The organism is Solibacillus sp. FSL W7-1324 (assembly GCF_038008025.1).
In the GTDB taxonomy this organism is placed as follows: domain Bacteria; phylum Bacillota; class Bacilli; order Bacillales_A; family Planococcaceae; genus Solibacillus.
In genome coordinates, this window is the sequence record NZ_JBBOYH010000001.1 from 3,282,941 (window position 1) to 3,302,500 (window position 19,560).

A 19,560-nucleotide genomic window follows, 5' to 3' on the forward strand; every position below is an offset into this window, starting at 1 on the left:
ATTAACAGCGTACCTCCCGGCCAAAGTCGATACAGTTGTTAATAAAATTAGGTTACGATGGGGACCCGGCCAAGAATCACCCAATCGTCTTATTTACCCCTCTCCCGGCCAGAAAGAAGAATAAATAAAGCATTTGCAAACGCTTCTGCTAACGTCCGGCCAGAACATTAGCGAAACTTTATTCTATTATAACGTAAATTTAATAATTTCTCTACTGCTAACTTATTAATTAATGTTTAAAGTGACGAACTCCTGTAAATACCATTGCAATACCGTACTTGTTTGCTGCATCGATTGATTCCTGATCTTTAATTGAGCCGCCTGGTTGAATAATCGCTTTAATACCGGCTTTAGCCGCTGCTTCCACTGTGTCGCCCATTGGGAAGAATGCATCCGAAGCCAATGCCGCGCCCTGTGCTTTTTCCCCAGCTTGTTCAAAGGCAATTTTCGCTGCGCCAACACGGTTCATTTGACCAGCACCAACACCTAATGTCATTTGTTTATCCGTAACAACAATGGCGTTTGATTTTACATGCTTCACAACTGCCCAGCCCAGTTTTAATGCTTCCCACTCTTCTTCAGTCGGTTCACGGTCTGTCACAACTTGAATGTTGGCATCTTTAAAGCCTAAACGGTCCGGCTCCTGTACAAGTAATCCACCTTCAACAGCAACAACATTGAATTGATCCTGCTTTTCCTGTGTGAAGTCGATTGTTAACAGGCGAATATTTTTCTTTTGCGTTAAAATCTCTAATGCCTCTGCAGTAAAGCTTGGCGCAATAATGATTTCAAGGAAAATACCTGATAATTTTTCTGCAGTTGCTTTGTCCACTTCTTTGTTTAATGCGATGATACCGCCGAAAATCGATGTTGAATCTGCTTCGTATGCCTTGTTGAATGCTTCTTCGATAGTTTCACCAGTACCGACACCACAAGGGTTCATATGTTTCACGGCAACCGCTGCAGGCATTTCAAATTCTTTTACGATTTGCAATGCTGCATTTGCATCCTGGATATTGTTGTACGATAATTCTTTACCGTGTAATTGAGTTGCATAGGCAATCGAGAAATCCGAACCTAAACGTTTTGCATAGAATGCCGCTTTTTGGTGAGGGTTTTCACCATAGCGTAATGTTTGCTTCAGTTCATATGTTAACGTCATATTTTCCGGGAACTCTTCGCCAATTGCATTTGATAAATGATTGGAAATGTACGAATCATATGCAGCTGTATGGCGGAATACTTTTGCTGCTAAACGACGACGTGTTGTTAATGTCGTTTTTCCATCTGCCTTTAATTCTTCCAATACAGCAGAATAGTCATTTGCATCAACAATTACCGTTACATAATCATGGTTTTTTGCTGCCGAACGTAGCATTGTCGGACCGCCAATATCGATGTTTTCAATTGCATCATCCCAAGATACATCCGGTTTTGAAATCGTTTCGACGAACGGATATAAGTTGACACATACAATTTCGATTGGGCGGATGCCATGTTCGTTCATTTGCGCAACATGGCTTGGCTCATCAAACTTACCTAATAGACCGCCATGGATCATCGGATTTAATGTTTTTACACGGCCATCCAAAATTTCCGGGAAGTTTGTTACTTCATCTACTGCTGTTACCGGAACATTGTTTTGTTGTAATAAACTTTTTGTTCCACCTGTAGAAAGTACTTCATAGCCAAGAGCTACTAATTCTTTTGCAAATTCTAAAATACCATTTTTATCTGAAACACTAATAAGTGCACGTTTCGTCACGATTAGGTCCTCCAATTTTGTTATTATAAATGTTGTTTTCCGTTACGGCGGACGCTTTCCGGGGGCACGGCCTGAGCCTGTAGTCTCAGGCGTCGTGCTTGTCCCCCAGGAGTCGCCGCCTTCACTCCAAACAACAATATCCAGTCAAAAAACTATCCTTAAAATAATAGAATTCGTTGGTAAATTTTTTCATCTTTTCGGTGAGCAATGCCCTCACAGGAGCGGCTCATGCGAATTTACTTATTTGTGTTGAATAATTGCTGTAATGTTTTCGTGTATAGCGCATGTTCTAATTTATGTATACGCTCTTCTGTCGCTTCACGGTTACCATCGACAACATCTACTGCTCCTTGCGAGATAATCTTTCCCGTATCCATTCCCGCATCAACATAGTGAACCGTCACACCAGTAACTTTTACGCCATGAGTCATTGCCTGACCAATGGCATCTTTCCCGGGAAATGATGGCAGCAGCGACGGATGAATATTGATAATCCGATGCTCATAAGCCGATAATAGCGTTTCCCCGACTAGGCGCATATAACCTGCTAATATAATCCATTCAATCTCTCGTTCTTTTAACAGTTCAACAAGTTTTGATTCATAAGATGCCTTGTCGGCAAAGGTTTTCGGTGCAAACTCCGTAACAGGTATACCGAAATTTTGTGCACGTGTTACAACATAAGCACCCGGCTTATCCGTAACTACCAGTTTGATCGTCGCATTAAGTTCACCGCGACTAATCGCTTCCTGGATGGCCTGAAAGTTACTACCGCTTCCAGATGCGAATACGGCAATTTTCGTACCCATTACACTAAGCTCCCATCATGTTCGCCGTTGAAAATAACACCTTCACCGTTTACAACGCGACCGATTGTGTAAGCTTTTTCACCTTCAGCTTCTACTGCTGCGATCACTTTATCTGCTTCACTTGCTGGAACTGCAATAACAAAGCCGATTCCCATGTTGAAGACGTTATATAAATCTTTATCCGCCAATGCACCTTTTTCTTTTAAAAATTCAAAGATGCGCAGCACTGGCCAAGACCCTAAATCAATTTCCGTTGCCAAACCTTGTGGCATCATACGCGGCAAGTTTTCATAGAAGCCCCCGCCTGTTACGTGTGCGCAACCGTGTACATCTGCAGCTTTAAGTGCTGCTAAAACAGGTTTTGCATAAAGCTTTGTAGGAACAAGAAGCGCTTCGCCGATTGGGCCAAGGTCTTCATAGCCTTCCACTACTGCATCAACCGCAATTTCATTGTCCGCGAACACAACTTTACGTACTAATGAATAGCCGTTTGAATGTACACCGCTAGAAGCAAGACCGATTAAAACGTCGCCTTCCACAATCTTTTCCCCTGTAATGATGTCCGATTTTTCACAAGCACCTACAGCAAAACCAGCTAAATCATACTCATCCTCTTCGTAAAGCCCCGGCATTTCAGCTGTTTCTCCACCGATTAATGCTGCACCGGACTGTACACAACCGTCCGCGACACCTTTTACAATCTGCTCGATTTTTGCAGGCTCGGCTTTTCCTACCGCAACATAATCAAGGAAGTAAAGTGGCTCAGCACCCTGTGCAACGATATCATTTACACACATTGCAACACAGTCCACTCCGATTGTATCGTGTTTATCAACCATAAATGCAAGCTTCAGTTTCGTTCCGACACCGTCAGTACCTGAAATAAGAACTGGTTCCTTTAAGTTCAGTGCAGACAAATCAAACATGCCTCCAAAGCCGCCAAACGTTCCCATCACACCTAAACGGTTTGTACGCTCAACATGTGATTTCATACGTTTTACTGCTTCATAACCTGCCTCAATATTTACGCCTGCCTGTTCATATGCTTTTGACATAATGTACTTGCTCCTCCTTAATTTCTAACAGTCTTTTTCATGTGGTAACACTGTGTCCGGGAAAATTTCTGTCGGGTATTTACCTGTAAAGCATGCCACACATAGTCCGCCATTTTCATCTTCAAACGGTCGGTTCGTTGCACGGACCATACCTTCCAGCGATAAAAATGTCAGCGTGTCCGCTTCAATTGCTACCCGTATATCTTCCACACTGTGGCTTGATGCAATCAGCTCTTCATGTGTCGATGTATCGATTCCGTAATAACAAGGGTCTGTCATTGGCGGTGAAGAAATGACTACATGCACTTCTGCCGCACCTGCTTCTTTCAGCATGCGTACAATACGTCTCGATGTTGTACCGCGTACGATTGAATCATCCACCATTACAACACGTTTTCCTTTTACGACTTGTACGACAGGTGAAAGCTTCATTTTTACACCGCGTTCGCGAAGTTCTTGTGTCGGCTGGATAAAAGTACGCCCAACATAGCGGTTTTTAATTAAACCAAGCTCGTATGGAATACCACTCGCTTCAGAAAATCCGATTGCCGCAGAAATCGATGAGTCCGGAACTCCTGTAACGACATCCGCTTCAATATGGGCACATTCTTTTGCAAGTTCTTTCCCCATACGTTTACGTGCCATATGGATATTCACTTCATCAATATTCGAATCAGGACGTGCAAGGTATACATATTCCATTGCGCACATCGTACGTTTGTCCCTTTCAACATAGCTGTCGATTTCAAGGCCATTATTTGAAATGATCAATAACTCCCCAGGTTCCACTTCACGTACGTATTCTGCACCGATTAAATCAAATGCACATGTTTCAGATGCAACTACATAAGAATCCCCTAGCTTACCGAGTGAAAGCGGACGCAACCCATTTCGGTCACGCGCAACAATCATTTGGTCATTCGTCAGTAAAATAATAGAGAAGGCGCCTTTTAATAGAGACAATGCTTCTTTCACTTTTGAACGAAATGGAGAGTGTTTTGATTTTTTAATAAGATGGACAACAACTTCTGTATCGGACGTCGAGTTGAAAATGCTGCCGGAACGCTCTAAAAACTGTTTTAAATGTGTAGCATTCACCAAGTTCCCATTATGGGCAATTGCCAATGAACCAGTTGAAGAACGGAATAACAATGGCTGAACATTCTCCAGCCCCTTGCCGCCTGCTGTTGCGTATCGTACATGCGCAATTGCTGCGTGCCCTACTACTTTACGTAATTTATCTTCATTGAACACGTCATTTACAAGACCTTCGCCGCGTACAGCCTGAAGCTGATTACCGTCAGTTGTGACGATACCAGCTCCTTCCTGTCCGCGATGCTGTAATGCGTGTAAACCGTAATAACTTAAGTGCGCTGCATCTTGGTTGCCCCAAATGCCAAATACGCCGCATTCCTCATTTAAGCCTCTGATTTCAGCAAGCATGGAATTGCTCCTTTCCAGGCAGAACGGAATTCCTCCACAGTACCTTCAACAAGTACACCAGCTTCTCCGCTAATTTTAATGTTCGCGTCGTCTGTTACTGTACCGATTTTTTGTGCGTCTTTTACGATTGTTTCAAAGCCTTCTGCATGTTCAGCTTTCACTGTTACTACAAAGCGTGATTGTGACTCTGAGAATAGAGCCGTCGTTGCAGAACCTGTTAATGCTACGTCTAAACCTAAACCTTTTGCAGCGAATGTTTTCTCCGCCAATGCAACCGCAACTCCACCTTCAGAAACATCATGCGCTGACTGAACTAGTCCTGCCTGAATTGCTTCCAAAATCGATTGTTGACGTGCCGCTTCGACTGTTAAATCGATTGAAGGTGCTTTACCTGAAATGCCGCCTTCAATTAACTTTTGTAATTCAGAACCACCGAATTCTGTTTTTGTATCACCGATTACGTACACAACATCACCGGCAGCTTTAACTTCCTGTGTTGTAACATGCGCTAAATCTTTTACTAATCCAACCATACCGATTGTTGGTGTTGGGTAAACCGCTTCGCCTGAACGCTCATTGTACATGGATACGTTACCGCCAATTACTGGTGCGTCCAGTGCTAAACAAGCTTCCGCAATACCGTCTGCTGATTTTTGAATTTGCCAGAAGATTTCCGGTTTTTCCGGGTTCCCGAAGTTTAGGCAGTCTGTAATTGCAAGTGGTTGTCCACCAGAACATACGATGTTACGTGCTGCTTCAGCAACAGCAATTTTTCCGCCAGTTGTCGGATCAAGATAAATATAGCGAGCATTACAGTCTGTCGTCATCGCCAAGCCTTTATTTGTACCACGTACACGTAATACTGCGGCATCCGAACCTGGTGCTACAACTGTATTCGTACGTACTTGATAGTCATACTGATCGTAAACCCACTCTTTTGAAGCGATTGTCGGTGCTTTTAAAAGTGCTGTTAACGTTTCTTTGTAATCTGTTACTTTTGGTTCTGCATTTTCCATTGCCTGATATTGTGCAAAGTAAGCTGGCTCAGCATCCGGCATATTATAAACCGGTGCATCTTCAGCTAATGCATCTGCAGGTACTTCTGCTACCACTTCACCTTTGTGAAGTAAACGAAGCATTTTATCTTCTGTTACTTTCCCTACAGCTACTGCATCAAGATCATATTTATCGAAAATCGCTTTGATTTCATCTTCACGGCCTGCTTTTACAACAATCAGCATACGTTCTTGAGATTCAGATAACATCATTTCATAAGCTGACATATTAGTCTCACGTTGAGGAACTAAGTCCAAGTTCATCTCTACACCCGTACCGGCTTTAGAAGCCATTTCTGCTGAAGATGAAGTAAGACCTGCTGCACCCATATCCTGAATACCAACTAATGCATCTGATTTTACAACTTCCAGACAAGCTTCAAGAAGTAATTTTTCCATGAATGGGTCACCAACTTGTACTGCCGAGCGACTTTCTTCAGTATCCTCTGTCAATTCTTCAGATGAGAATGTTGCACCATGAATTCCGTCACGACCTGTTTTCGCACCAACGTACATAACAGTATTTCCAACACCTGCAGCAACGCCTTTTTGAATATCCTTATGATCGATTAATCCGACACACATTGCATTTACAAGCGGATTCCCTTCATAGCAAGGATCAAAAGCAATTTCTCCGCCTACTGTCGGAATACCGATACAGTTACCGTACCCTGCAATACCGGCTACGACTTCTTCAAATAAATATTTGCCGCGCGCTGATTTTAATTCTCCAAAACGTAAAGAGTTCAGCATCGCAATCGGGCGGGCACCCATAGAGAAAACGTCACGGATAATTCCCCCTACACCTGTTGCAGCACCTTGGTATGGTTCAATTGCAGATGGATGGTTATGGGATTCCATTTTGAAAACAACTGCCTGTTCATCACCGATGTCAACAATGCCGGCACCTTCACCAGGGCCTTGCAGTACTTGAGGACCTTTTGTCGGGAATTTACGAAGTACTGGCTTCGATTTTTTATAAGAGCAGTGCTCAGACCACATTACCGAGAAAAGACCTGTTTCCGTCCAGTTTGGAATACGACCTAATTTTTCAATTGCTAAGTCAAATTCCGCATCTGACATCCCCATGTCTGCATAGAGACGTTTTTCCTTAATTTGCTCTGGTGTTGGTTCGAAATTAGTTGTTAACATGCTGTTCCCTCCACTGCTTCACAATTGATTTAAATAGTTTAAGACCATCTGCGCCACCAACGATTTCATTTGCAGCACGTTCAGGATGCGGCATCATTCCGAGTACATTGCCTTCTTTGTTGATGATTCCAGCAATATCCGCTAAAGATCCGTTCGGATTTTCACCTTCATATGTAAAGACAATCTGATTATTCGCTTGTAAAGAAGCTAATGTTTCGTCATCACAGTAGTAGTTGCCTTCACCGTGTGCGATCGGTATATTGATGACTTCTCCTTCTTCATATCCATTAGTAAATAATGTACGGTTGTTTTCAACTTTTAGCTGTACTGTACGGCACATGAATTTCAGGTTTTTATTGCGGATAAGAGCTCCTGGTAACAGCCCAGCTTCCGTTAAAATCTGGAATCCGTTACAAACACCTAACACGGGTTTGCCTTGTGCTGCAAATTCTTTTAAAGCTGACATAATGTTTGATTGGTTTGCCATTGCGCCACAACGTAAATAGTCTCCATATGAGAAACCGCCAGGCACTAATGCCCCGTCAAATCCGTCTAGACTTGTAGCTGTATGCCAAACATATTCTACTTCTTCACCTAGCTCGTCCTTAATCGCATGAAACATGTCGATATCACAGTTAGACCCCGGGAAAACGAGTACTGCAAATTTCATCGTATTATGCCTCCTCAACTTCGTAACGGTACTTTTCAATCACCGTGTTCGTTAATACTTTTTCGCACATTTCTTTTACGATTGTGTCAATATCACGGTCAGTATCTTCGATTGTAACTTCCAAATACTTGCCAATACGTACGTCAGAAACTTCACCATAACCGATTTTTTGCAGTGAGCCTTGAACTGCAGAACCTTGAGGATCCAGGATGCTTTCTTTTAATGTTACATATATTTTAACTTTCTTCATGAGTTAGTTGCCTCCAAGTTTTTGTAATATAATCTCATATACTTCCGTAAGATTGCCTAAATCACGGCGGAATACGTCTTTATCAAGTTTTTGCTTTGTATTAGAGTCCCATAAACGACAAGTGTCAGGAGAAATTTCATCGGCAAGTAAAATATTGCCGTCTTTATCACGACCAAATTCCAGTTTGAAGTCGACTAACGTTACACCAACAGCAGTAAAAATTGGACGCAGCACTTCATTCACATGCAGTGCCGCATTATATAGCTGTTCTACTTCCTTTGGTGTTGCGATATCCAGCACTTCAATATGCTCTGTTGTAATCATCGGATCACCTAATGCATCATCTTTATAGTAAAATTCGACGATCGGACGCTTAAGCAATGTGCCCTCATCCAAGCCTAGACGTTTAGCCAGGCTGCCTGCAGCAATATTGCGTGTAACAACTTCGATTGGAATAATTTCGACTTTACGTACAAGCTGTTCGTTTGCTGAAAGTCTTTTTACGAAATGTGATTCAATTCCGTTTTCTTGTAACTTCTCGAAAAGCAATGTCGTAATTTGATTGTTTAAATTTCCCTTGCCAGCAATCTCGGCTTTTTTCTCGCCATTAAATGCTGTTGCACTATCTTTGTATTCAACAAAAAGTATTTCAGTATCTTCTGTTGTATAAAGTCGTTTTGCTTTCCCTTCATATAAAAGCTGCCCTTTATTCATGACGTATTCCTCCTGATTAATGATTAGTTAGTTAAGTCCTAAACGTTCGAAAATCAAATCAACATTCTGAATATGGTAGTTGTAGTCAAAGCAGTCCTCAATTTCTTCCGGTGATAAATACGCTGTGATTTTTTCACTAGCTTCCACAAGCGGACGGAATTGTGTTTGCTCATCCCAAGCACGCGCTGTTAATGGCTGAACCGTATCGTACGCTTCCTCGCGTGATAATCCTTTGTCGATTAACGCAAGTAAAATACGCTGTGAATAGATCAGGCCAAATGTACGCTCCATATTGCGTTTCATATTGTCAGGGAATACAGTTAAGTTTTTCAAAATATTACCGAAACGATTTAACATATAATTTAATGTAATTGTGGCATCCGGAATTATAACGCGTTCAGCTGAAGAATGTGAAATATCACGTTCATGCCATAAAGCTACATTTTCATAAGCTGTCAGCATATAGCCGCGCATTAATCGTGCCATACCTGTCATATTTTCAGAGCCGATCGGATTTCGCTTATGCGGCATAGCTGATGAACCTTTTTGCCCTTTCGCAAATCCTTCTTCCACTTCACGTGTTTCGGATTTTTGCAGTCCACGGATTTCCGTCGCAAACTTTTCAATTGATGTAGCAATCAAAGCCAGTGTAGAGAAATACTGGGCATGACGGTCACGCTGCAATGTCTGTGTAGAGATCGGAGCTGCTGCCAATCCAAGATGTTCACATACATAGCTCTCAACACGTGGGTTGATATTCGCATATGTTCCTACTGCCCCACTCATTTTACCTGTTTCGATTACTTTTGCAGCTTCTTCAAAACGTACTAAGTTACGGCGCATCTCTTCAAGCCATAAAGCAAGTTTTAAACCAAATGTTGTCGGTTCTGCATGTACACCGTGCGTACGACCCATCATGACTGTAAATTTATGCTCTTTCGCTTTTTCAGTAAGGATATCGATGAATTGATGTAGATCCTTACGTAAAATTTCATTCGCCTGTTTAATTAAGTATGAAAGTGCTGTGTCTACAACATCCGTTGAAGTTAAGCCGTAATGCACCCATTTCTTTTCTTCACCAAGTGCAGGTGTTTCCGAAACAGCTCGTGTAAAAGCTACGACATCATGACGCGTTTCCTTCTCAATTTCATAAATACGATCGATATCAAATGATGCATTTGCACGTAATTTTGCTACATCTTCTTTTGGAATTTCACCGATTTCAGCCCAAGCTTCACAAGCTAAAATCTCTACTTCAAGCCATGCTTTAAATTTGTTTTCTTCAGTCCAAATTGCACCCATTTCTGGACGTGTATAGCGTTCTATCATAAAATTTCTCCTTTTACTCCGGCCAAATACCTGAGTCTGTAATTTGTTGTATTGTTGTATTGATATCATCTGTCATGATTGTAACATGACCCATTTTCCGATTAACTTTCGCTTCCGATTTCCCGTACAAATGTACAGACCAGTCAGGGAACTTTGATATAGAATTTGTTAATGGAACGACATGCTGACCAAGTACATTTACCATAATCGATGGCGCCCACAGTTTTGGTTTACGCAGCGGCCATCCGCATACTGCACGAATATGCTGTGTAAACTGTGAAATATTGCAGGCCTCAATCGAATAATGGCCTGAGTTATGCGGACGTGGTGCACATTCGTTAATTACGATACTGCCATCTTCCAGGACAAACATTTCAACTGCCAATGTACCAATCAGTTGTAGTGAATCCGCAATTTTTAAAGCAGCTTCTTCAGCTAATTGTGCTGTAGACCTTTCGATACGGGCCGGCACAATCGTTTCATGTAAAATGTGGTTTATATGAATGTTCTCTCCAACAGGCAAGCAGTATGTTTCACCATCTCCATTGCGTTGAACGATGACTGAAATCTCTTTCGTAAACGGTACAAAACCTTCTGCAATGCATTGTGAATGTGCAAATAACTCTTTTGCTAAAGGTAAGTCCTCAGCAGATTTCAATAACTGCTGACCTTTCCCGTCATAACCGCCCCGAGCTGTTTTTACGATACAGGGGAAGCCGATTTCTCCGATTTTTTCTTGAAGCTCGTCATATGTAGAAGCGACAATATACGGCGCAACCGGACAGCCTGCATCAACGATCATTTGCTTTTCTGTAACGCGATTTTGTGTAATGCGCACAAGTTCTGCACCTTGAGGAACATATGCCATTTGTGTTAATCGCTTTAAGCCATCGTAATCGATGTTTTCAAACTCATATGTTATGACATCACTAACTTCCGCAAGCTCTTCCAATGCTGCTTCGTCATCATAGGCTGCGACGATTCGTATGTCTGCCACTTGTCCACAAGGAGAATCCATCGTTGGCTCCAGTACTGCGATTTTATAGCCGGCTTCCTTTGCCGCAACAGCCATCATACGACCTAGCTGACCGCCGCCGATAATACCGATTGTTTGTCCAGGGTAAATCATTTTCTTCACGTCAAGTCACCTGTGCTTTCCAAAACTTGCGCTTTCGTCGCTTCACGTCGTGCCTCAAGCTTTGCAGCAAGTTCCTGATCAAACGCTCCTAAAATTTGCGCTGCAAGGAGACCAGCATTTGTTGCTCCAGCCTTGCCGATTGCTACAGTTGCTACAGGTACGCCACCTGGCATCTGCACAATCGATAGTAGTGAATCAAGTCCGTTCAATGCTCGTGACTGTACAGGTACGCCGATTACAGGTAATGTCGTTTTTGCTGCTACCATACCTGGTAAATGAGCCGCTCCACCAGCCCCTGCAATAATTACTTGAATACCGCGTCCACGTGCCGCTTCCGCATATTCAAACATTAAATCTGGTGTGCGATGTGCTGAAACGACTTTCTTTTCATAAGGTACCTGCAGCTCGTCCAAAATGTCACAAGCATGCTTCATCGTTTCCCAATCGCTAGAACTTCCCATAATAACGCCAATTTTCGGATTCATGAATTTCGCTCCTTTAAACATCTTCTCCACTTGTTAAAAATCAATGTAAAAATCCTCAAATAAACTGCTCTCTACGCTCTACGCATGAGAAAGCAATCTACTTGAGGATTGAGCATTAAAAGTATATGTAGATAATTGCATTGTGATCCACACCCTTTATTCATCACACCTGAAGTTGCTTTCCCACATAGTCCGGTATTTACGGTGCCGGGTAGAGACACTAGAGCCATATTCTCTAGCATATATGAGGGATTAAATGTTTTTCCTGTACACATTTTAACAAGGGTTACGTATAAAATCAATGCAAAAATGCGAACAATATTTTCAAAGTAAAAGATATTGTTCGTCTTTTAAACAAATCATCCGTTAATCTTCTATTAATAAACCTTTAAATTGTATCTTTTGACGTAAGTAAACAGGCTCGCCATTTACCTCTTCAAATACCGGTTCCTCTCTTCGTCCAAAGGGCATATAGCCATCTTTCTTCATTCTTTCAAGGCATTGCTCGATTGTTTCATTTTCTTCTACTTCATACCACACTTGCTTTTTACCCAAAAATGTCATCCTTCCACATGTAAAATATCGCTCTAACTATACCACGATATTTTTAGTACTTTCTAATAGAAAAGCTTTATTTTGTGAACGATTTGTCACAACTGGAAAATAAAACAGAGCAATCAAAGTTTTACTATGATTGCTCCTGCACTTTTATTTTATATACTCCATTTGTTCTGTTAACTCCAGTATTTCCTCAAATGTCAAATCAAGATTTTCAATAATTATATTATAGCGCAAACCTTCTTCATCCCATTGAAGTAATTTGAAAGTCTCCAAATCAATTTTAGATCCTTTTTGCCCACGTACTTCAATGATTTCTTCATCTTCACCGATGGATTCCATTGGCTTGAAGATTGAAAGCGAAAATTGCTGCTCACCGTTTTTGGAATATGTTAAAGCGATTTCTCCGGTTTCTGCCATCCCCATATCTTCAATACCTTCCAATGTGTAACCAAGTGATTCGGGGAAGATTAAAAATGTGCCCAGCTTCTCGACAGCTTCTTCCTCTGTTAGTTGTTCGATTGGCTGATAAGACTCATATTTCACATCAGCATCTTCCGGTATATCCAGCGTAAATTTGGAATCATCAATTTTACTGTTTGGTTCAAATTTTGTGAATTCAGAAGTTAATTTCATATCACCATTTGCCGAAATCGTCTTTAATGTCATCCATGTTTTTTTATCTACCCATACTTCCATATCTCCAATAAGCGTATTTTTCTTTTTCGCTTTTGCGATTAAATGGTATGTTTCGTGACCGGCGATCTTTTCTTCTTCACCAATCGTAATGTCATGGGAATTTTTTATTTGTTCCAATGTACGTAATGCCTGCTCTTTTAACGTTGGTCGTACTGAATTTTCAACGTCCGGTCCAAGTTCAAAAATAATCGCTTCATTTGTTGTTTTTGAATAGGAAGATACTGTTTTACCGTCATTTACTGCAATCGATTCCTCTCCTGTGGAGTCAACCATTTCTACACGAGTCTTTCCGTTTTTCTCCCATTGCTTTGAAAGAATTTTCGTACCGTCATCCATTATCATTTTATATTCTCCATAATAGGAATCTAGCTCAGACGTCTCCTGCATTGCCTGATTCAATATTTCCTGGGGTGAATAACTTTCCTCATTGCTGCATGCCGCCAAAGATAGCGTTAAAACTACTGCTGCTGAATAAATCCACTTTTTCATTTTACCCATTCCTCTCTTCTTCAATTGATGGTAGCCATATGACAATCGCTAGTTGATTTTGCTGCGCTATAGCTGTAATCGTTCCATCATGTTTAGCCATTATTTGCTTTGCAATACTTAAACCGAGACCAGCCCCCCGTTCGCCAATATGGCTCCGGGAATCATCAATTTGATACAGGGGATCAAACATTTCTTTACATTGCTGTTCCGATAATGTTGCGCTGCTGTTTTTTACAACAATATAAACGCCCTTTTCTGTAAAGCTTTCTGCTAAATTCCCAAAACTCCACGAAGGAATATTCGGTGATTCAAATGCCGATATATCAATTGTTCCTCCAGGATTTGTATACGTCCAGGCATTTGCGACAACATTGTCGACAACACGCATCAGTTGCTTCGGATTTACAAAATAACTTCCTTCTACATTGACTGTTGTTTTCGCTTCGAACCCTTTTTCTCTGCTGATCTGTTCATAATCACTAAGCAGCATTTCAAAAAACTCTTCACCATCGACCTTTACTAGTTCCAATTCATAGGTCGGGGACTGCAATAATGTCAACATCATTAAGTCATCAAGCAACTGCTTCATATAGTCGGCTTTGGACTGAATGACCTGCAAATACTCGTGCTGTTCCTTTTCAGAATGGCTCCCGTGCCGTAAACTTTCTGCATATGCTTGAATTGATGTAAGAGGCGTTTTCAAGTCATGTGACAGACTCGCAATCATAAATTCCTTTTGCTGCTGTTCCACTGCAAGCTTTTTTCGGGTCGCAGTTATTTCCTGTTGCATTAATTGAAAGCTCTCGGTTAATTTCCCGATTTCATCCTTTGTTACTGGCAGCGGATTAGTTTCTTCATCCTTGGCAAAAGCATGCATTTGTTCCATTAGGCGTTTTGCCGGCTTATTGAGGCGTCTGTTCAGCAAATAGACAACCGCCGCGTATAGGAGCAGCATTACTATGATTAAACTAATAATGACAAATAGTGATTTTGTATTTACTTGTTCCAGCCATTCAGAACGAACGAGCGTAATTTTATATATACCTTTTATTTTCCCGTCTTCATAAACAGGTTCTTTATAAATAAATGTCTTATAGTTTTGTTCAAACTCATACAGATTTTTATAAACGTAACTTTTCGACTCAAAGCTGCTGAAAGGATTAATTAAATTTGAAGAATAATAGATCTTCCCATTTGGACTATATAATGTAATCATCAACTGATCGGAAGTCAGCTTCTCGATTCCTTTATAATTCGCATTCATATTGTAAAGCGATGGATGATCCAACTGGTCTTTTAAATCCGTCACAACTGCCCACTTTTCTAAATATTCATCAACGTTTTTATCTTGGTAGTACGCGTTAATCGTTACATAAAGACCATACAATGCAAGCAACGGCAATATCATGACAAGCAAATACGTCAGTAGAAGCCATGATTTAATCTTCATATTTGTTCACCTATAAATCGGTAGCCCTTTCCCCATACAGTCTGTATATAGTTAGGTGATTTGACAGGATCGTTCAGCTTCTCGCGCAATGCTTTAATGTGCACAGTAACCGTATGTGTCTGGTCCAGCTCCACTTGATGCCATACATGGGTATACAACGCTTCCTTTGTAAATAGCTCGAATGGATTTTTTGCCAATACTTTCAGTAACGCAAACTCTTTTTGCGTCAAATTAACTTCAGCTTCTTCAATATAAACACGTTCTTTTAGCCAATCGATTTTTAATCCTTGTGCATATGAAATTGTTTCTTCTGTTACAAAAACTTTATTATATCGCTGCCATCGCCTTAATTGAGACCGAACACGCGCTTTTAATTCTTCTAAAGAAAACGGCTTTGCCAAATAATCATCGGCATCTTGTAACCCTGTAACTTTATCCGTTTCATTGCTTTTTGCACTGATCATTATGATTGGGACATCGCTTTGCATTCGAATATGTTCAATCATAGATAACCCATCCATTTCAGGCATCATCCAATCAACAAGTATTAAATCATAGTTTCCGGAAGAAAAATCCTCCAGCCCTTCAATTCCTGTCGTTGCCCATGTTACTGCATAGCCTTCCTTTATTAACGTGTCTTTAATAATGCGCGCAATTTCGCGGTCATCTTCCACTAAAAGAATTTGTTGTGCCATCAAGTACGCCTCCTACGATCACTATAGCAAGTAATTTTTCCGATCATTATAACTTTATAAATCCTTTATATTTAATCTTACTTTGTACCTCCTGTTAAAAGATAGCCAAAGTTCCCTTTGTCTGTAAAGGCGGCCATTATAAAATGGATATTTATGTTAATATTAACGTATTACAATAAAAGAGGTGTCATAAAGAAATGGAAGCCTTTTTTGAAAAGATGAACTATGAGATGGCCACTGCAATTCTCGGTTGGACATATGAAGAGCCTTACAATTTTTATAATAATGAACAGACAGTGGAAGCTTTAGAGGAATTAATGGAAGGTTCCTACTACACAGTTAATAAAAATAATGAGGTAATGGGGTTTTTCTGTACTGGAGAAAGCGCTCGAGTACCTAGCGAAAATAAGCTTAATGTTTATAAAGAGGATTTTATTGATATGGGGGTTGGAATGCATCCAAATCTGGTGGGTCAAGGCAAGGGGTATGAGTTTTGTAGTTGTGTTATAAAATTCATTGAGGATAATACTCCAAGTAAACCACTGAGACTGACCGTAGCAATGTTTAATGAAAGAGCCATTCGCCTTTATAAAAAGCTTGGTTTTGTTAAAGAAAATGAATTTAGCAATGATGTTACAAAATTTATGACGATGGTTAGAAAATAATTTGCCTATATATATCTTTAGAATAACAAAAAAACCACTGATTCCTCAGTGGTTTTGCGTGTGCGAAGCGACGTCCTACTCTCACAGGGGGAAGCCCCCAACTACCATCGGCGCTAAAGAGCTTAACTTCCGTGTTCGGTATGGGAACGGGTGTGACCTCTTTGCCATCATCACTTCACTATTACGGCTTTCCAATCCACGGCGCTATCCTTCGTCAACTTCCTTCGTTCTTTCAGTCACGTACTTGAGTACGCTCCTTCAATCACTCAGTCGTTTCCTCGACTAGCTTGTGTCTTGAAACCCTTAAAAAGAATTTTCATTCTTTCAAAACTGGATAAACGTTTCATTGAGTTTGTGCAATAAAATGTGGTTAAGTCCTCGACCGATTAGTATTCGTCAGCTGCATGCGTCACCGCACTTCCACCTCGAACCTATCTACCTGATCGTCTTTCAGGGGTCTTACTTACTTGCGTAATGGGAAATCTCATCTTGAGGGGGGCTTCATGCTTAGATGCTTTCAGCACTTATCCCGTCCATACATAGCTACCCAGCGATGCCTTTGGCAAGACAACTGGTACACCAGCGGTATGTCCATCCCGGTCCTCTCGTACTAAGGACAGCTCCTCTCAAATTTCCTACGCCCACGACGGATAGGGACCGAACTGTCTCACGACGTTCTGAACCCAGCTCGCGTACCGCTTTAATGGGCGAACAGCCCAACCCTTGGGACCGACTACAGCCCCAGGATGCGATGAGCCGACATCGAGGTGCCAAACCTCCCCGTCGATGTGGACTCTTGGGGGAGATAAGCCTGTTATCCCCGGGGTAGCTTTTATCCGTTGAGCGATGGCCCTTCCATGCGGAACCACCGGATCACTAAGCCCGTCTTTCGACCCTGCTCGACTTGTAGGTCTCGCAGTCAAGCTCCCTTATGCCTTTACACTCTACGAATGATTTCCAACCATTCTGAGGGAACCTTTGGGCGCCTCCGTTACTCTTTAGGAGGCGACCGCCCCAGTCAAACTGTCCGCCTGACACTGTCTCCTACCCCGCTAAGGGGCATGGGTTAGAAGTTCAATACAACCAGGGTAGTATCCCACCGACGCCTCCTTCGAAGCTGGCGCTCCGAGATCTCTGGCTCCTACCTATCCTGTACAAGTTGTACCAAAATTCAATATCAGGCTACAGTAAAGCTCCACGGGGTCTTTCCGTCCTGTCGCGGGTAACCTGCATCTTCACAGGTACTATAATTTCACCGAGTCTCTCGTTGAGACAGTGCCCAGATCGTTACGCCTTTCGTGCGGGTCGGAACTTACCCGACAAGGAATTTCGCTACCTTAGGACCGTTATAGTTACGGCCGCCGTTTACTGGGGCTTCAATTCACAGCTTCGCTTGCGCTAACCGCTCCTCTTAACCTTCCAGCACCGGGCAGGCGTCAGCCCCTATACGTCACCTTACGGTTTTGCAGAGACCTGTGTTTTTGCTAAACAGTCGCCTGGGCCTATTCACTGCGGCTTCTCTAGGCTATGCACCCAAAGAAGCACCCCTTCTCCCGAAGTTACGGGGTCATTTTGCCGAGTTCCTTAACGAGAGTTCTCTCGCACACCTTAGGATTCTCTCCTCGACTACCTGTGTCGGTTTGCGGTACGGGCACCTCTCACCTCGATAGAGGCTTTTCTTGGCAGTGTGAAATCAGGAACTTCGCTCATACGAGCTCGTCATCACAGCTCAACGTTAAAGTATGCGGATTTGCCTACATACACGCCTTACTGCTTGAACACGCGCAACCAACGGCGTGCTTACCCTATCCTACTGCGTCCCCCCATTTCTCAAACGGTGAGGAGGTGGTACAGGAATATCAACCTGTTGTCCATCGCCTACGCCTATCGGCCTCGGCTTAGGTCCCGACTAACCCTGAGCGGACGAGCCTTCCTCAGGAAACCTTAGTCATACGGTGCATGGGATTCTCACCCATGTTTCGCTACTCATACCGGCATTCTCACTTCTAACCGCTCCACCAGTCCTTCCGGTCTGACTTCAACGCTGTTAGAACGCTCTCCTACCACGCATACTCAAAGTATGCATCCACAGCTTCGGTGAATCGTTTAGCCCCGATACATTTTCGGCGCAGCGTCACTCGACCAGTGAGCTATTACGCACTCTTTAAATGATGGCTGCTTCTAAGCCAACATCCTGGTTGTCTAAGCAACGCCACATCCTTTTCCACTTAACGATTACTTGGGGACCTTAGCTGGTGGTCTGGGCTGTTTCCCTCTTGACTACGGATCTTATCACTCGCAGTCTGACTCCCGTGTATAAATATCCGGCATTCGGAGTTTGTCTGAATTCGGTAAAGCGAGATGCCCCCCTAGTCCAAACAGTGCTCTACCTCCGGTATTCTCAATCACGAGGCTAGCCCTAAAGCTATTTCGGAGAGAACCAGCTATCTCCAGGTTCGATTGGAATTTCTCCGCTACCCACACCTCATCCCCGCACTTTTCAACGTGCGTGGGTTCGGGCCTCCAGTGAGTGTTACCTCACCTTCACCCTGGACATGGGTAGATCACCTGGTTTCGGGTCTACGACCACGTACTAATTCGCCCTATTCAGACTCGCTTTCGCTGCGGCTCCGTCTTCTCAACTTAACCTCGCACGTAATCGTAACTCGCCGGTTCATTCTACAAAAGGCACGCTATCACCCATTAACGGGCTCTAACTACTTGTAGGCACACGGTTTCAGGATCTATTTCACTCCCCTTCCGGGGTGCTTTTCACCTTTCCCTCACGGTACTGGTTCACTATCGGTCACTAGGTAGTATTTAGCCTTGGGAGATGGTCCTCCCGGATTCCGACGGAATTTCACGTGTTCCGCCGTACTCAGGATCCACTCTGGAGGGAATGAACTTTTGACTACAGGGCTTTTACCTCGTTTCGCGGACCTTTCCAAGTCGCTTCGTCTAGTTCATTCTTTTGTAACTCCGTATAGAGTGTCCTACAACCCCAAAGAGCAAGCTCTTTGGTTTGGGCTCTTCCCGTTTCGCTCGCCGCTACTCAGGGAATCGAATTTTCTTTCTGTTCCTGCAGGTACTTAGATGTTTCAGTTCTCTGCGTCTGTCTTCGACACGCTATGAATTCACG

The 19,560-nt window shown here is 42.5% G+C and carries 16 protein-coding genes, 2 rRNA genes and 1 riboswitch (1 of these 19 running past the window's edge); of the genes, 1 reads left to right on the forward strand and 17 read right to left on the reverse strand.

Features of this window, described 5'->3' with window-relative positions:
- Nucleotides 1–229 precede the first annotated feature (229 nt).
- From purH to MKY71_RS16490, 15 genes are all read right to left on the reverse strand, one after another.
- On the reverse strand, nt 230–1,765 hold the full coding sequence (gene purH / locus MKY71_RS16420; RefSeq protein WP_340733361.1) for a bifunctional phosphoribosylaminoimidazolecarboxamide formyltransferase/IMP cyclohydrolase: 1,536 nt from the start codon (nt 1,763–1,765) through the stop codon (nt 230–232).
- A 236-nt stretch (nt 1,766–2,001) separates the two neighbouring features.
- Nucleotides 2,002–2,574: a phosphoribosylglycinamide formyltransferase gene (gene purN / locus MKY71_RS16425; protein ID WP_340733363.1), complete on the reverse strand. Its 573-nt coding sequence runs from the start codon at nt 2,572–2,574 to the stop codon at nt 2,002–2,004.
- Nucleotides 2,574–3,629, reverse strand: coding sequence for a phosphoribosylformylglycinamidine cyclo-ligase (purM, locus tag MKY71_RS16430; protein WP_340733364.1), 1,056 nt, complete (start codon nt 3,627–3,629; stop codon nt 2,574–2,576). Before purM ends, purN begins: the two co-directional genes overlap by 1 nt.
- Nucleotides 3,630–3,653: 24 nt before the next feature.
- Nucleotides 3,654–5,072, reverse strand: coding sequence for an amidophosphoribosyltransferase (gene purF, locus MKY71_RS16435; protein ID WP_339173896.1), 1,419 nt, complete (start codon nt 5,070–5,072; stop codon nt 3,654–3,656).
- The gene (gene purL, locus MKY71_RS16440; RefSeq protein WP_339173898.1) at nt 5,048–7,279 is read right to left on the reverse strand and encodes a phosphoribosylformylglycinamidine synthase subunit PurL; all 2,232 of its coding nucleotides are present in this window, start codon (nt 7,277–7,279) and stop codon (nt 5,048–5,050) included. Before purL ends, purF begins: the two co-directional genes overlap by 25 nt.
- Nucleotides 7,266–7,949, reverse strand: a complete 684-nt coding sequence (gene purQ, locus MKY71_RS16445; protein WP_339173900.1) for a phosphoribosylformylglycinamidine synthase subunit PurQ — start codon at nt 7,947–7,949, stop codon at nt 7,266–7,268. Before purQ ends, purL begins: the two co-directional genes overlap by 14 nt.
- Before the next feature lie 4 nt (nt 7,950–7,953).
- Nucleotides 7,954–8,199 (reverse strand): phosphoribosylformylglycinamidine synthase subunit PurS, encoded by a 246-nt coding sequence (gene purS, locus MKY71_RS16450; protein WP_339173902.1) that lies wholly within the window; start codon nt 8,197–8,199, stop codon nt 7,954–7,956.
- A gap of 3 nt (nt 8,200–8,202) precedes the next feature.
- Nucleotides 8,203–8,913: a phosphoribosylaminoimidazolesuccinocarboxamide synthase gene (gene purC, locus MKY71_RS16455; RefSeq protein ID WP_339196273.1), complete on the reverse strand. Its 711-nt coding sequence runs from the start codon at nt 8,911–8,913 to the stop codon at nt 8,203–8,205.
- Nucleotides 8,914–8,940: 27 nt separating this feature from the next.
- Nucleotides 8,941–10,242 (reverse strand): adenylosuccinate lyase, encoded by a 1,302-nt coding sequence (gene purB, locus MKY71_RS16460; protein ID WP_340733368.1) that lies wholly within the window; start codon nt 10,240–10,242, stop codon nt 8,941–8,943.
- A 13-nt stretch (nt 10,243–10,255) separates the two neighbouring features.
- Nucleotides 10,256–11,380 (reverse strand): 5-(carboxyamino)imidazole ribonucleotide synthase, encoded by a 1,125-nt coding sequence (gene purK / locus MKY71_RS16465; RefSeq protein WP_340733369.1) that lies wholly within the window; start codon nt 11,378–11,380, stop codon nt 10,256–10,258.
- A complete protein-coding gene (gene purE / locus MKY71_RS16470) occupies nt 11,377–11,865 on the reverse strand; it encodes a 5-(carboxyamino)imidazole ribonucleotide mutase (protein WP_339173912.1) in 489 nt (162 codons plus the stop codon). The genes purK and purE overlap by 4 nt, the downstream gene beginning before the upstream one ends.
- Before the next feature lie 168 nt (nt 11,866–12,033).
- Nucleotides 12,034–12,133, reverse strand: a riboswitch (purine riboswitch).
- Nucleotides 12,134–12,231: 98 nt separating this feature from the next.
- Nucleotides 12,232–12,420, reverse strand: coding sequence for an NETI motif-containing protein (locus MKY71_RS16475; RefSeq protein ID WP_339173914.1), 189 nt, complete (start codon nt 12,418–12,420; stop codon nt 12,232–12,234).
- A gap of 153 nt (nt 12,421–12,573) precedes the next feature.
- Nucleotides 12,574–13,611, reverse strand: a complete 1,038-nt coding sequence (locus tag MKY71_RS16480) for a LolA family protein (protein ID WP_340733371.1) — start codon at nt 13,609–13,611, stop codon at nt 12,574–12,576.
- Nucleotide 13,612: 1 nt separating this feature from the next.
- Entirely contained in the window at nt 13,613–15,061 is a 1,449-nt protein-coding gene (locus tag MKY71_RS16485) for a HAMP domain-containing sensor histidine kinase (RefSeq protein WP_340733373.1), read from the reverse strand.
- Complete coding sequence (locus tag MKY71_RS16490; RefSeq protein ID WP_340733375.1) at nt 15,058–15,756, reverse strand: response regulator transcription factor; 699 nt, start codon at nt 15,754–15,756, stop codon at nt 15,058–15,060. Before MKY71_RS16490 ends, MKY71_RS16485 begins: the two co-directional genes overlap by 4 nt.
- Nucleotides 15,757–15,953: 197 nt before the next feature.
- Here MKY71_RS16490 and MKY71_RS16495 point away from each other — a divergent pair, with 197 nt between their 5' ends.
- Nucleotides 15,954–16,421 (forward strand): GNAT family N-acetyltransferase, encoded by a 468-nt coding sequence (locus MKY71_RS16495; protein ID WP_340733377.1) that lies wholly within the window; start codon nt 15,954–15,956, stop codon nt 16,419–16,421.
- 62 nt (nt 16,422–16,483) lie between these two features.
- Here the strand turns inward: MKY71_RS16495 and rrf are convergent.
- Both rrf and MKY71_RS16505 read right to left on the reverse strand, forming a co-directional pair.
- A 5S ribosomal RNA gene (rrf, locus tag MKY71_RS16500) occupies nt 16,484–16,599 on the reverse strand.
- A 188-nt stretch (nt 16,600–16,787) separates the two neighbouring features.
- Nucleotides 16,788–19,560 (reverse strand): 23S ribosomal RNA (locus MKY71_RS16505) (it continues 156 nt past the right edge of the window).

What these genes read in the sequence shown, in the direction of transcription:
- purN (WP_340733363.1), bottom strand. Translation starts at nt 2,574, where the DNA reads ATGGGTACGAAAATTGCCGTATTCGCATCTGGAAGCGGTAGTAACTTT.
- purM (WP_340733364.1), bottom strand. Translation starts at nt 3,629, where the DNA reads ATGTCAAAAGCATATGAACAGGCAGGCGTAAATATTGAGGCAGGTTAT.
- purF (WP_339173896.1), bottom strand. Translation starts at nt 5,072, where the DNA reads ATGCTTGCTGAAATCAGAGGCTTAAATGAGGAATGCGGCGTATTTGGC.
- purL (WP_339173898.1), bottom strand. Translation starts at nt 7,279, where the DNA reads ATGTTAACAACTAATTTCGAACCAACACCAGAGCAAATTAAGGAAAAA.
- purQ (WP_339173900.1), bottom strand. Translation starts at nt 7,949, where the DNA reads ATGAAATTTGCAGTACTCGTTTTCCCGGGGTCTAACTGTGATATCGAC.
- purS (WP_339173902.1), bottom strand. Translation starts at nt 8,199, where the DNA reads ATGAAGAAAGTTAAAATATATGTAACATTAAAAGAAAGCATCCTGGAT.
- purC (WP_339196273.1), bottom strand. Translation starts at nt 8,913, where the DNA reads ATGAATAAAGGGCAGCTTTTATATGAAGGGAAAGCAAAACGACTTTAT.
- purB (WP_340733368.1), bottom strand. Translation starts at nt 10,242, where the DNA reads ATGATAGAACGCTATACACGTCCAGAAATGGGTGCAATTTGGACTGAA.
- purE (WP_339173912.1), bottom strand. Translation starts at nt 11,865, where the DNA reads ATGAATCCGAAAATTGGCGTTATTATGGGAAGTTCTAGCGATTGGGAA.
- MKY71_RS16480 (WP_340733371.1), bottom strand. Translation starts at nt 13,611, where the DNA reads ATGAAAAAGTGGATTTATTCAGCAGCAGTAGTTTTAACGCTATCTTTG.
- MKY71_RS16485 (WP_340733373.1), bottom strand. Translation starts at nt 15,061, where the DNA reads ATGAAGATTAAATCATGGCTTCTACTGACGTATTTGCTTGTCATGATA.
- MKY71_RS16490 (WP_340733375.1), bottom strand. Translation starts at nt 15,756, where the DNA reads ATGGCACAACAAATTCTTTTAGTGGAAGATGACCGCGAAATTGCGCGC.
- MKY71_RS16495 (WP_340733377.1), top strand. Translation starts at nt 15,954, where the DNA reads ATGGAAGCCTTTTTTGAAAAGATGAACTATGAGATGGCCACTGCAATT.